General features: G+C 63.7%; 12 protein-coding genes. 5 read left to right on the forward strand and 7 right to left on the reverse strand.

The window, feature by feature from the left end; genetic code table 11:
- The first annotated feature begins 26 nt into the window (after nt 1-26).
- On the forward strand, nt 27-1,508 hold the full coding sequence (locus tag OEJ36_RS19220) for an AAA family ATPase (RefSeq protein WP_263402872.1): 1,482 nt from the start codon (nt 27-29) through the stop codon (nt 1,506-1,508).
- A 43-nt stretch (nt 1,509-1,551) separates the two neighbouring features.
- Here the strand turns inward: OEJ36_RS19220 and OEJ36_RS19225 are convergent, their stop codons facing one another.
- From OEJ36_RS19225 to hemJ, 5 genes are all read right to left on the reverse strand, one after another.
- Nucleotides 1,552-2,340 (reverse strand): SDR family NAD(P)-dependent oxidoreductase, encoded by a 789-nt coding sequence (locus tag OEJ36_RS19225; protein ID WP_263402873.1) that lies wholly within the window; start codon nt 2,338-2,340, stop codon nt 1,552-1,554.
- A gap of 53 nt (nt 2,341-2,393) precedes the next feature.
- Complete coding sequence (locus OEJ36_RS19230; RefSeq protein WP_263402874.1) at nt 2,394-3,512, reverse strand: DUF805 domain-containing protein; 1,119 nt, start codon at nt 3,510-3,512, stop codon at nt 2,394-2,396.
- A gap of 96 nt (nt 3,513-3,608) precedes the next feature.
- A complete protein-coding gene (locus OEJ36_RS19235; protein ID WP_263402875.1) occupies nt 3,609-4,871 on the reverse strand; it encodes an alanine racemase in 1,263 nt (420 codons plus the stop codon).
- Nucleotides 4,868-5,830, reverse strand: coding sequence for an NAD(P)H-dependent flavin oxidoreductase (locus OEJ36_RS19240; protein ID WP_263402876.1), 963 nt, complete (start codon nt 5,828-5,830; stop codon nt 4,868-4,870). The genes OEJ36_RS19235 and OEJ36_RS19240 overlap by 4 nt, the downstream gene beginning before the upstream one ends.
- Before the next feature lie 31 nt (nt 5,831-5,861).
- Nucleotides 5,862-6,287, reverse strand: coding sequence for a protoporphyrinogen oxidase HemJ (gene hemJ / locus OEJ36_RS19245; RefSeq protein ID WP_021221624.1), 426 nt, complete (start codon nt 6,285-6,287; stop codon nt 5,862-5,864).
- Nucleotides 6,288-6,479: 192 nt separating this feature from the next.
- Between hemJ and OEJ36_RS19250 the strand changes: the two genes are divergently transcribed.
- The 3 genes from OEJ36_RS19250 to erpA all read left to right on the forward strand — a co-directional run bounded on the left by OEJ36_RS19250 (nt 6,480) and on the right by erpA (nt 8,056).
- Nucleotides 6,480-7,205, forward strand: coding sequence for a DUF6776 family protein (locus OEJ36_RS19250; protein ID WP_263402877.1), 726 nt, complete (start codon nt 6,480-6,482; stop codon nt 7,203-7,205).
- A 5-nt stretch (nt 7,206-7,210) separates the two neighbouring features.
- A complete protein-coding gene (locus OEJ36_RS19255; RefSeq protein ID WP_263402878.1) occupies nt 7,211-7,624 on the forward strand; it encodes a polymer-forming cytoskeletal protein in 414 nt (137 codons plus the stop codon).
- An 81-nt stretch (nt 7,625-7,705) separates the two neighbouring features.
- Nucleotides 7,706-8,056, forward strand: coding sequence for an iron-sulfur cluster insertion protein ErpA (gene erpA / locus OEJ36_RS19260; RefSeq protein ID WP_031288532.1), 351 nt, complete (start codon nt 7,706-7,708; stop codon nt 8,054-8,056).
- Between the two features lie 62 nt (nt 8,057-8,118).
- Here the strand turns inward: erpA and OEJ36_RS19265 are convergent, their stop codons facing one another.
- Nucleotides 8,119-9,210 carry an anhydro-N-acetylmuramic acid kinase gene (locus tag OEJ36_RS19265; RefSeq protein WP_263402880.1) on the reverse strand — a complete coding sequence of 364 codons (1,092 nt, stop codon included), beginning with the start codon at nt 9,208-9,210 and terminating at the stop codon, nt 8,119-8,121.
- Between the two features lie 4 nt (nt 9,211-9,214).
- Entirely contained in the window at nt 9,215-10,654 is a 1,440-nt protein-coding gene (locus tag OEJ36_RS19270) for a peptidoglycan DD-metalloendopeptidase family protein (protein ID WP_263402881.1), read from the reverse strand.
- 181 nt (nt 10,655-10,835) lie between these two features.
- Between OEJ36_RS19270 and tyrS the strand changes: the two genes are divergently transcribed.
- Complete coding sequence (gene tyrS, locus OEJ36_RS19275; RefSeq protein WP_263402884.1) at nt 10,836-12,035, forward strand: tyrosine--tRNA ligase; 1,200 nt, start codon at nt 10,836-10,838, stop codon at nt 12,033-12,035.
- Nucleotides 12,036-12,101: the final 66 nt, after the last annotated feature.

The raw sequence follows: 12,101 nt of genomic DNA on the forward strand, positions 1-12,101 counted from the left end.
CCCGCCTGGCCGCACAAGGAGCCTGTGTGAAGAACGACATCCACGATCTGGGGCTGGTGCTGGACTCCAAGGTCAAACTCATCGTCATCGAGTCCTGGGACGAGCAGCGCGTGCTGGAAACCCTGACCACCCTGGCGGTGAAGCGCGGGCTGGGCCTGTTCACCTGGGCGGTGACCGAGGGCCTGCAGCGCCTTGGTTTTGGTGGCGACCCCGTGGGTGACGGCGCCAGTACCGACGCCGAGGCAGCGCTGCGGCTGATCAAGGCCGACCCGCAGCCCAACCTCTACGTGATGTGCGACCTGCATCCCTTCTTCGACGACAACCCCAAGCTGGTGCGCCTGCTCAAGGAAGTCGCCATGGCCGAGGCGATCCACAAGCCGACCCTGGTGCTGGTTTCCCACGCGCTGAAGCTGCCGGCGGAGGTTCAGCGCTACAGCGCCCGCTTCAGCCTGGCGTTGCCGAACGAGGACGAGTTGCTGGCCATCGTTCGCGAAGAAGCCACGCGCTGGAGCGAGCGCAACCGTGGCGCCCGTGTGCGCACCGACAACCGCACCCTGCAGCAGGTGGTGAAGAACCTGCGTGGCCTCAGCCACGGTGAGGCGCGCTCGCTGGCGCGCAACGTGATCTGCGACGACGGCGCCATCACTCAGGAAGACCTGCCGGAGCTGAACAAGACCAAGTTCCAGCTGCTGGACCTGGAAGGCGTGCTCAGCTTCGAATACGACACCGCGCGTTTCGCCGATGTCGGCGGCTTGGCCAACCTCAAGCGCTGGCTGGGTGAGCGCCAGGGCGCTTTCATGGAGGCCAAGCCGGCCAGCATGCCCAAAGGCATGTTGCTGGTGGGCGTGCAGGGCGGTGGCAAGAGCCTGGCGGCCAAGGCGGTGGCGGGGCTTTGGGGGCTGCCGTTGCTGCGCCTGGACTTCGCCTGCCTGTACAACAAGTTCTTCGGCGAAACCGAGCGCAACCTGCGGGACGCGCTCAAGCTGGCCGAGCAGATGGCGCCCTGCGTGTTGTGGATGGATGAGCTGGAGAAGGGCCTGGCCAGTGGCGACCAGGACGGTGGCGTGAGCCAGCGTGTGCTGGGTACGTTGCTGACCTGGATGTCGGAGCGCAAGGCACCCGTGTTCATGGTGGCCACTGCCAACGCCATTCACCGTTTGCCGCCGGAGTTGGTGCGCAAGGGGCGTTTCGACGAGCTGTTCTTCGTCGATCTGCCGGGGAGCGAGGTGCGGGCCGAGATCTTCCGCATCCACCTGTCCCGTCGCGATATCGACCCGGCGCAGTTCGATCTGCCGATCCTGGCGGCGTCCAGCGATGGTTTCTCCGGTGCCGAGATCGAGCAGGCCGTGGTGGGGATGCTCTATGCCGCGCAGGCTGCCCAGGCCAGCGTGAGCCAGGCGCTGCTGTTGCAGCAGTTGCTGGGTACGGCACCGCTGTCGGTGGTGATGGCCGAGGAGCAGGCCAAGCTGCGGGCCTGGGCCGACGGGCGCTGCGTGAAGGCCGATTGAGCGGGTGGGTGGACAGAAGAAAGGCGCCTCGCGGCGCCTTTTTCTATTTCGGTAGGTAGGCCTTGTTGATCCGCCCGGCCAGGCGCCGGACCAGCCAGCGCGGCGACAGGCGTGGGCTCATCGCCAGCAGGCGGTTGCGCCAGCCGGGGATGATGATGGCGCGGTTCTTCTCCAGCGCCTTCACCGTGATCAGCGCGACTTCTTCGGCGCTCATCATCAGCTTGCTGCCTTCCAGCTTCTCGTCGGCCATCCGTGCACCGCGGAAGAAGGCGGTGCGGGTCGGGCCGGGGCAGAGCACCGAGACGCCGACGCCATGGACCTTCAACTCCTCGCGCAGGCCTTCCGAGAAGTGCAGTACGTAGGCCTTGCTGGCGTAGTAGTTGCTCATCCAGGCGCCGGGCTGGAAGCCGGCCACCGACGCGACGTTGAGAATCTGCCCGGTACCACGGCTGGCCATGGCGCCGCCGATCTCGTGACAGAGGCGGGCGAGGGCGAGGACGTTGAGTTCGATCAGTTCCTGCTCGCGGCTCCAGTCCTGTTCGACATAGAGGCCGGAGGTGCCGATGCCGGCGTTGTTCACCAGCAGGTCGATTTCCCGCTCACCCTGGTTGAGCTCATGAAGCAGGCCTGAAAGCTGCAGCGGTTCGGCGAGGTCACAGGTGCGGTAGAGCACTTCGACGCCGAAGCGCTGGGTCAGCTCGTAGGCGATGCTTTCCAGCGCGTCACGTTGCCGGGCCACCAGGATCAGGTGGCGACCCCGCCGGGCCAGGGCTTCCGCCAGGGCCAGGCCGAGGCCGCTGGAGGCGCCGGTAATCAGGGCAAAACGAGGCATCGGGAATCTCCGTGTCGGGGCCGGGTTGGACAACGTCAGCCCCGGGAGGTTGCTCAGTTGGACTCGTTCTCTTCCTGTTCGGCGGCCGCGTCGCCCTCGTCCATCGACTCGTCCGGCTCTGCATAGGGCGCGGCTTCGTCGGTCGGTTCGGCATAGTCAGCGCTATCGCCATCGGCCGGCATCTCGTAGTTGCTCATCTCGGAGCGCTCCACGTAGTCCTGGTAGGCCGGGATGCTGATGGCGGCGAGGATGCCGAAGACCACCGGTATGATCAGCCACATCCAGGCCAGGACCTTGACGGCAGTGGTGTTCGGCGGCGGCGGTGCACCGAAGCGGTTGGCGCCGGTGGTGCCGGGGATGAACAGCAGCAGCAGGGGGAAGACGCTGCCGACAATGGGCACGAAGTTCAGCAGGTAGAGCCAGCCCGACCAGCCGATGTCGTGCAGGCGCTGAACGTTGATCTGCACGCTGACGACGATGGCGGCGATACCCAGCACGGTGGCGATGAGGCCGCCGACGACCGGGTGGATGGCGAAGCCGATGCCTGCGCCGACGCCAAGCACGACCAGCAGCGCGATCATGAACACGAAGGACCAGGCCAGGTAGCGCACTCGGCCGATACGACCGGTGATGCCGAAGGGGCGCAGTTCGCAGTATTGGGGCAGCGCCTCGCCGACCTGGGCCTGCGGGGTGGCGTAAGGCGAGGCGCCCGGTGCCACGGCCGACGATGCGACGGCGGGAGCGGCTTCAGCCAGTTGTGCCTGACGGGCGAGGAATTTCTCGATGATGATGCCGCACGCCTGGCACTCGCCGGACTTGGCCTGCTCGTGGCCACACTTGGGGCAGGTCATGGTGCCGGTGTCCTGCTCGCTTTCTGCTGCGGCGAGGGTTTCCGGGTTCGGGTGGTCTTCGGTTTCCACCAGGCTGAAGCCAGCGGCGAAGTCCTGTTCCTTGCGTACCTGGGCACCGGCCCGCTGCAGGGCGGCCAGGTATTTGTCTGCCTCGACCTCTTCGAGGTCACGTTTCAGCGCCACGGGGCGCCCGCCGAACAGGCTGTCGATCTTGCTGGCATCGCTCTTGAACAGCTTGGCCAGGTTCTCCTTGACAGTTTCCAATGCCGCACCGGGCATCAGTTCTCCTTCGAAGACGATCTTGTAGCGGGCATCGGACATGCGGGCATCCTTGTCAGCGGCTGGTTAGGGATGGCACAGCGTAATGGTGGCGCACCCTGCGGCACAAGCGGGCTGCCGCACAAAAAACAGAGCTGGTCAGGCGGCTGGCTGCGGCTTCCATGTGCCGACGAGGCGCCCGTGACGGAGCAGGCGCAGTTGGCCGAAGCCGCTGAACAGTCCTTCGGACAGGAGAGGCCGCAGGAACACCCAGTCGTCGACGCCGAGCCCGGTCGTTGCCGAGCCGATCAGGCGCTCCTGGTTGGGGCTGCGCCCGTAGATGCCGTCATAGGCCAGGCCTGCGGGGGATGCGGGGTCGGCGGGCCAGCCTCCTCCATAGAGGTAGTAGGCGTTCTGCCGGTTGGGATTCCAGGCTTCGAGCACGCCCTGGGCCTGTTGCAGGTAGGGGAGGGGGCCGCGTTGAACCTTGAGTACCGGCGTGGCGATCCACACCGCGCTCTGGTGGCTGGCCAGGAGGGGCGTGTCGAACTCGGCGGGCTTGAGCAGGGCCGAGCCGACGGCGACTTCGTTCAGCGGTGTCGGCCCCTTGGCGTGCAGGGCATAGGTGAGACTGCCAGCGCCATTGAGCAGGGGTTGCCTGGGCCAGATGGCGGGGAAGGCGCGTGCGGTATCGATGAAGGCTGTGTATCGCTCGTTGGCGGCAGTAAAGGCTTGCTGGCTGTCGGTCCAGAACGGTGCGTGGGCTACCTGGGCGTCGTAGCCCATCAGCCCGCGCAGTTGCAGCAGCGTGCTGTTGTCGGCGAGCAGTCGCAGCGTCTGCGCCAGGTGGGTGGCATCCGGGTGGCCGCCGCGCTGCAGGCCGATATCGATCTCCAGGGCGATGATCATGGGCTTCTGCAGGGCCTTGGCGAGCTCGAGGTACTGCACGAGGCGCTGCGGGCTGTCGATCAGCCAGGTGAGCTGGCGTGAAGGGTCGAAGCCAAGGCCATTGGGCAACTGCTGGTAGAAGGCGAGGGCGGCGGCCACCGGCAGCGGCTTGCCCAGCAGCAGGTCGGCGTCGGGGAAGGCCTGTGCCAACTGGTTGGCCTGGGGTTGGTGGAAGACCATGAAGCGGCGCGTAGCCAGGCGTTTGGCGAGGTAGTCCAGCAGGCCATTGGAAGCCAGGGACTTGGCCACCAGGCGCAGGGGCAGTTTGCCCAGGCGCTGGGCGAGCAGGTCGGCATTGGCGTCCAGCCGGTCGAGGTCGATGACCAGCTGCGGCACGCCGCCGCCTTCCTGCTTCAACAGGCTCTGCAGGTCGGCGAAGTAGGGTGTATGGGGGCGCCCCTGGTCACCAGGGCGCACAGCCCAGAGCCCGAGCGCCCCGAGTGCGCCCAGGCCGAGCAGGTGACGGCGTTTCAACGGGGCCAGCGCTGGCCGAGTTGGCTGGCCCTCTGGAGGGCGGCGCGGTACTCGTTATCCAGGCGCTTCACCAGTTCCTCCACCGTTGGCAGGTCTTCGATGTCGCCCACGCCCTGGCCGGCGGACCAGACGGTCTTCCAGGCTTTTGCTTCGTCACTGATGGGCTTGAGCTTTTCGCCGTAGTTGACGTCGGCCTTGTCGGTGAGGCGCTTGAGGTCGTAGCCGGCGGCTTCGAGGCTCTGGCGCATGAAGCTGGCCGGTACGCCGGAGACGGCGGGCGTGTGGACGATATCGGCGGCCTTGGCGTCGAGGATCATCTGTTTGTAGGGGGTGTCGGCGTTGCTCTGCCGGGTGGCGATGAAACGGGTACCGAGGTAGGCGAGGTCGGCACCGAGCATCTGTGCGGCGAGTATCTCGTGGCCGTGGTTGAGGCAGCCGGCCAGCAGCAGGGTCTTGTCGAAGAACTGGCGGATTTCGGCGACAAGGGCGAAGGGGCTCCAGGTGCCGGCATGGCCACCGGCTCCGGCGGCCACCGCGATCAGCCCATCGACGCCGGCTTCGGCGGCCTTTTCGGCATGGCGGCGGGTGGTGACGTCATGGAACACCAGACCACCGTAGCTGTGCACCGCGTCGACCACTTCCTTCACCGCCCCCAGGCTGGTGATGACGATGGGGACCTTCTTTTCTACGCAGATGGCCAGGTCCGCCTGCAGCCTGGGGTTGCTGTTATGGACGATGAGGTTGACCGCATAGGGCGCGGCGTCCGCCGCCAGGCCCGCCTCGATCTCGTCGAGCCAGGCGCGGAAGCCGGCACTGTCACGCTGGTTGAGGGCGGGGAAGCTGCCGACGATGCCCGCATTGCTGCAGGCCAGGACCAGTTCCGGGGTCGAAACCAGGAACATGGGTGCCGCGACGACGGGCAGGCGCAGGCGTTGTTCAAGCAGGGCGGGCAGTGACATCGGGCATTCCTCTCTATCGGTCATTCGTGAGTCAGAAGGGTTTGATCACCACCAGGATGACGATGGCGAGCAGGAACAGGACCGGGACTTCGTTGAACCAGCGGTAGAACACATGGCTGCGGCCGTTCTCGCCGCGGGCGAAGCGCTTGAGCATGGCGCCGCAGACGTGGTGGTAGCCGATCAGCAGGAACACCAGGGTGAGCTTGGCGTGCAGCCAGCCCTGTTTGAACCAGGCAGGGTTGAGGTAGAGCATGCCGGCGCCGAGCAGCAGGGTGAGGACCATGGAGGGCTGCATGATGCCGCGATAGAGCTTGCGCTCCATGATGCTGAAACGTTCGCGGCTGGGCGCGTCTTCGGCCGAGGCGTGATAGACGAACAGGCGTGGCAGGTAGAAGAGGCCGGCGAACCAGCATACGACGGCGATGATGTGGAAGGCCTTGAGCCAGAGGTAGAGCATCGGATGTTCCCTGATGTGAGGTGGGTCCGATAGTAGAGGCTCCGGCGGTCACGCGTCACCTCGACGGTTGGCCCTTGGCCGATGCGGCTTTATCATCGGCGGCTTTCCAGTTGGTAGGGTGCGGTCGATGTTCAAGCTAGCTAAGAGGGATGGCGTTCTGCCTCTCCGATCGCACTGCGCCGGGCGTCACTGATGTCGCGCTGGGAGGTCCGCATCAGCGACCCGCGCCGTGAGCGGCTGGTGCGCTGGTTGGTACTGGTCCTGTTGCTGGCGCTGCCGGTGGTGTTCTTCGCCGGTGGCTGGTTGCGAGCCGAAGGCATGGCGGATGCCGTGGCGGAGCGCGACAGCCTGCGCGTGCAGCTGGATGAACGTACCCGGGCACTCGAACAGTTGCAGCAGCGCCAGGCGGTACTGGTAAGCGGTGAGCGACTGGGGCTCCAGGCCAACGAGCAGAGCCGCCAGACCATCAAGATGATGGAAGAGCAGGTTTTCAAGCTGCAGCAGGAGCTGGCGTTCTACCGGGGCGTGCTGGCGCCGGACAGCCGCCGCGAGGGATTGCGTATCCGCGCTTTCGAGTTGCATGGCACGGACCAGCCACAGCGCTTCCGTTTCCGGCTGATGCTCAGTCGGGTCGGCAAGGATGACCAGCCGATCAAGGGCACGCTGCGTGTGCGCGTGATCGGCCGCCAGGATGGCAAGGAGGCGAGCCTTGAGCTGGCGACGCTTTCCCGCGAGATGACGCAGCAGGATGTTGTGTTTTCCTTCAAGCACTTCCAGGCGATTCCCGAAGCGGGACGTTTCGCCGAGCTGGAGCTGCCGGAAGGCTTCAGTCCCCGTCAGGTAAAGGTGCGCGCGCAAGTGGACGGCCAGCAGAAACCGCTGGAGCGCACATTCGAGTGGATTGACGAGGAGTCATGACGAGCATGTTCAACAAACAGAAACCCAAGGCTGATCTGCAGCGCTTCAGCGGCAAGACCAGCATCATCGCCATCGGCGCGGAACTGGAGGGCGATCTGCGTTTCCAGGGCGCGGTGCAGGTGGACGGTCGCCTCAAGGGCAACCTCAATGCCAGCGAAGGGCTGGTCAGGGTCAGCGTCGAAGGCCTGGTGGAGGGCGACATTCGCGCGCCTCACGTGATCATCGACGGGGAAGTGGTCGGTGATGTATTCGCCTCCGAGCACCTGGAGCTGGGTGCCAAGGCACGGGTACGCGGCAACCTCTATTACGGGCTCATGGAAATGGCCATGGGGGCGCAGATAGAAGGGCGCCTCGGGCACATCAAGGAAGCGCAACGCCTGTTGGAGGCGCCAGCCGGTCCGGAAAGCCGGGACGCTTAATAGTTGACCAGTTTTCTAGGGTAAGCGGATAATGCGTGGCCACAGCGCAGTAAGGCGGCGTCAAGCCGGGAGAGTTACAGCATGAGTGTCGAATCCTTCACCCCCACAGCCCTGATGTTTACGCATGGAGCGGCAAACAAGGTGAAGAACCTGATCGATGAGGAAGGCAATCCGCGGCTCAAGCTGCGCGTCTTCGTCACGGGCGGTGGCTGTTCGGGCTTCCAATACGGTTTCACGTTCGATGAAGACGTGGCTGACGATGACACCATCGTCGAGCGCGATGGCGTGAGCCTGGTGGTCGATCCCATGAGCTTCCAGTACCTGGCTGGTGCGGAAGTGGATTACCAGGAAGGTCTCGAAGGCTCGCGCTTCGTGATCAAGAACCCGAATGCCGCCACTACCTGCGGCTGCGGTTCGTCCTTCTCGATCTGATCATCCTTCGCTGATACCGAAACGCCGTGCTTATGCACGGCGTTTTCGTTTGTGCCGTTTGGTCAGGCGGGGTAGATGGCGCCGAGGATGCGCAGGCCCTTGGCGCCGGTCACGCTCGGGCGGTTGGTGGGGATGCCTTCCAGGCAGCAATGGGCGAGCCAGGCGAACGCCATGGCCTCGACCCAGTCCGCCGGTACGCCGCGGCTGTCGGTGCTGCTGACCTGGGTGCCGGGCAGTAGCTCGGCGAGGCGTTGCATCAAGGTGCCATTGTGGGCGCCACCGCCGCAGACCAGCAGATCGCGGGTTTCCGCTTGGGATGCCTTGAGTGCGTCTGCCATGGTGCGAGCGCTGAGCTCAAGAAGGGTGGCTTGCACGTCCTCTGCCTTGAAGGCGGGGAGCTTGGCCAGTTGCGTTTGCAGCCAAGGCAGGTTGAACAGTTCCCGGCCAGTGCTCTTGGGGCCGCGCGTGCTGAAAAAATCGTCCTTCAGCAGCGTGCTCAGCAACTGCGGCTGGACCTGGCCACTGGCTGCCCAGGCGCCATCACGGTCGTAGTCCTGGCCGAGGTTGAGCTGGATCCAGGCATCCATGAGCACGTTGCCGGGCCCGCAATCGAAGCCGCGCACTTGCTGGTTGGACTCGATCAGGCTGAGGTTGCTGAACCCACCGATATTGAGCACGGCCCGGTTGCCACTGTCATTGTCGAAGAGCGCCTCGTGGAAGGCTGGTACCAGGGGGGCACCCTGGCCGCTGGCCGCGACGTCGCGGCGCCGGAAGTCACCGACCACTGTAATACCGGTGAGCTCGGCCAGCAGGGCGCAGTTGCCGATCTGGATCGTGAAGCCCCGTGCCGGTTCGTGGCGCACGGTCTGGCCGTGGCTGCCGATAGCACGGATATCTGCGGCTGTGAGGCCTTCTTCACGGAGCAGATGGGCGATTCCCGAGGCGGCCAGCTCCACCCAGCGTTGTTCGGCCAAGGCCGCGCGTGCGAGTTCGTCTTCGCCTGGTGAACATAGCGAGAGCAGTTCCTGGCGGAGCGTGTCGGGCATGGGGATGTAGTGCGAGGCGATCAGGCGGGTGTGTTCGCCTTGGTCGATCAAAGCGATGTCCAGCCCGTCCAGGCTGGTTCCGGACATCACTCCGAGGTAGCGCGGCATCGAATCAGCGCTTGTTCTGCGCGAGCATGGTGGCCTTTTCCTGGTCCATGCGTGCCATCAGCGGCTTGCTCATCTGCAGGAAGCGCTTCTTCTCTGCAGCGGCGAGCGGGTCAGCCATGGGCAGCTTCACACCGAGCGGGTCGACGTGCTGCCCGTTCACCTGGAACTCATAGTGCAGGTGCGGGCCGGTGGAAAGACCCGTGGTACCGATGTAGCCGATGATCTGACCTTGTTTGACGGTGCCGCCGGTCTTGATGCCTTTGGCGAAACCCTGCATGTGGCCATAGAGCGTACGGTACTTGCCGCTGTGCTGGATGATCACTGCGTTGCCGTAGCCGCCGCGACGTCCGGCCAGGAAGATCTTGCCGTCACCGGTTGCCTTGATCGGCGTGCCGCGAGGCGCTGCGTAGTCGACGCCCTTGTGTGCGCGGATCTTGTTGAGGATCGGATGGCGACGGCCGAGCGAGAAGCGCGAGCTGATGCGGGCGAAGTCCACCGGGGTACGGATGAATGCCTTGCGCATGCTGGTGCCGTCATCACGGAAGTAGCTGGCGATGCCCTGGTTGCTGGTGAAACGCACGGCGCTGTAGGTCTTGCCGCGGTTGGTGAAGCGAGCGGCGAGGATGTTGCCGGTGCCCACCTGCTTGCCGTTCACCGACTTCTCTTCATAGATGACTTCGAATTCGTCGCCTTCACGGATGTCGAGGGCGAAGTCGATGTCGTAATCGAAGATATTGGCCAGGTCCATTGTCAGGTTGTGAGACATGCCTGCACGCTTGGCCGAGAGGAACAGGGAACTGTCGATGACGCCATGGGCGTAGGCGGTATGAATGTCCGGCTTGGCCAGGTCGCGTTTGAAGTCATAGCCCTTGTCGGTTTTGGACAGGGTGACGGTCTCAAGGTCGCTGAGCTTGGAGTGCAGGCTCTGCAGTTCACCCTCGGGGCTCAGGCGGAACTCGAAGGCCTGGCCGATCTTCAGGCGGCTGAGGTCTTTGGCATCCTTGCTGCTGTTGAGCACATCGTGCAACACGGTTGCGGACAGGCCGACCTTGCTGAACAGGGTCGACAGGGTATCGCCATTGCCTACGGTGACCGTATGCAGGCCGGGGTCTTTCGGGGGTTCGCTGGAGGCAAGGTCGCCCTGGGTCTTTTCGTCCTTGTCCGCGTCTTTATCGGCGCTGTTCTGGTTGTCTGCAGGGCGCTCGATGTTGGCGAATGGCGAGCTGCCCTCTTCCCCGATGACTGCGTCTGGTCGGAGGTCGTCCTTTTCCTGGATGAGGGCCTCTGAGCCGTTCTCCATTTCCAGGTTGATGTAGGTCTTCTTCGCCTCGACCTCGCGAGACGGGAACACCAGCAAAGCCAGGCTGAGCAGCGCAGCTACACCGCTTGCGGCCAGCAAATGGCTTTTCGGGTAGCGCGGCGCTTTAGGAACAATATGCGTCATGGCGAGTGGTGTTTTTTAGAATGTGAACTAACTGCCTAAAATATAACCAAAATCCGGTGTAGGCAACCTCAAGATCCTGCCTTCCGCCGGTTGGTACCGCCCCGGGCGCAAAACTTGTAATTAGTCAGCGATCTTGTATGTTTGGTTCCCTTTCGGTTTCTCTAGTGTTTACGGGGCTGTCATGAAGTCGGTTGAAGAGCAGCTGGCGCTTATCAAGCGCGGCGCGGAAGAGGTTCTGGTCGAGTCCGAGCTGGTTGAAAAGCTCAAGCGGGGGCAGCCCCTTCGTATCAAGGCGGGGTTCGATCCGACCGCGCCCGATCTGCACCTCGGTCATACCGTCCTTATTAATAAGCTGCGTCAGTTCCAGGAGCTGGGCCATCAGGTCATCTTCCTTATAGGTGACTTCACCGGGATGATCGGTGACCCCAGCGGCAAAAGCGCCACTCGCCCACCTTTGACTCGCGAGCAGGTCCTGGACAATGCCGAGACCTACAAGACCCAGGTCTTCAAGATTCTCGACCCGGCCAAGACCGAGGTGGCGTTCAACTCCACCTGGATGGACCAGTTGAGCCCGGCGGACTTCATTCGCCTGTCTTCGCAGTACACCGTCGCTCGCATGCTGGAGCGCGATGACTTCGACAAGCGCTACACCACCAACCAGCCCATTGCTATCCATGAGTTCCTCTATCCGCTGGTTCAGGGGTACGACTCGGTGGCTTTGCGTGCGGATGTGGAGCTGGGGGGTACTGATCAGAAGTTCAACCTGCTGATGGGGCGTGAGCTGCAGCGTGCTTATGGGCAGGACTCTCAGTGCATCGTCACCATGCCGCTGCTCGAGGGCTTGGATGGTGTGAAGAAGATGTCCAAGTCCCTGGGTAACTATGTGGGTATCCAGGAAGCGCCGGGCGTTATGTACAGCAAGCTCGTTTCCATTCCTGATGTGCTCATGTGGCGTTACTTCGAGCTGCTCAGCTTCCGCTCCATGGAGGAGATCGAGCAGTTCCGTCGTGATGTCGAGCAGGGTGCCAATCCGCGTGACATCAAGATCAAGCTGGCCGAAGAGATCGTCGCTCGTTTCCATGGCGAGGAAGCTGCGGCGTCTGCTCATCGCTCCGCGGGTAACCGCATGAAGGAAGGTGAGCTTCCGGAAGACCTGCCAGAGGTCGAGCTGCTATCTATAGAGGACATGCCCATTGCGTCCGTCCTTAATAAGGCAGGGCTGGTGAAGAACGCTGCTGTCGCTCGTGATCTGCTCGGCTCGGGAGGTGTACGTGTTGATGGCGTCGTTGTGGATCGCGGCTTCATCTTCAAGCTCGGCGCCGTGCACGTCTGCCAGGCCGGAAAGAAGGCGTTTGCGCGCATCTCGTTGAAGGCTGAATGATTTTTTCATTTAAGTGTTGACGTGCCGTTTCGGATCCCTATAATGCGCACCACTTCCACAGCAGAA

The sequence above is a fragment of the Pseudomonas sp. PDM13 genome (genome assembly GCF_025685765.1).
GTDB classification, from domain to species: Bacteria; Pseudomonadota; Gammaproteobacteria; order Pseudomonadales; family Pseudomonadaceae; genus Metapseudomonas; species Metapseudomonas solani.

Coding starts and splice junctions, on each gene's coding strand:
- OEJ36_RS19225 (WP_263402873.1), bottom strand. CDS start 2,340: ATGCCTCGTTTTGCCCTGATTACCGGCGCCTCCAGCGGCCTCGGCCTG.
- OEJ36_RS19230 (WP_263402874.1), bottom strand. CDS start 3,512: ATGTCCGATGCCCGCTACAAGATCGTCTTCGAAGGAGAACTGATGCCC.
- OEJ36_RS19240 (WP_263402876.1), bottom strand. CDS start 5,830: ATGTCACTGCCCGCCCTGCTTGAACAACGCCTGCGCCTGCCCGTCGTC.
- hemJ (WP_021221624.1), bottom strand. CDS start 6,287: ATGCTCTACCTCTGGCTCAAGGCCTTCCACATCATCGCCGTCGTATGC.
- OEJ36_RS19250 (WP_263402877.1), top strand. CDS start 6,480: ATGTCGCGCTGGGAGGTCCGCATCAGCGACCCGCGCCGTGAGCGGCTG.
- OEJ36_RS19255 (WP_263402878.1), top strand. CDS start 7,211: ATGTTCAACAAACAGAAACCCAAGGCTGATCTGCAGCGCTTCAGCGGC.
- erpA (WP_031288532.1), top strand. CDS start 7,706: ATGAGTGTCGAATCCTTCACCCCCACAGCCCTGATGTTTACGCATGGA.
- OEJ36_RS19265 (WP_263402880.1), bottom strand. CDS start 9,210: ATGCCGCGCTACCTCGGAGTGATGTCCGGAACCAGCCTGGACGGGCTG.
- OEJ36_RS19270 (WP_263402881.1), bottom strand. CDS start 10,654: ATGACGCATATTGTTCCTAAAGCGCCGCGCTACCCGAAAAGCCATTTG.
- tyrS (WP_263402884.1), top strand. CDS start 10,836: ATGAAGTCGGTTGAAGAGCAGCTGGCGCTTATCAAGCGCGGCGCGGAA.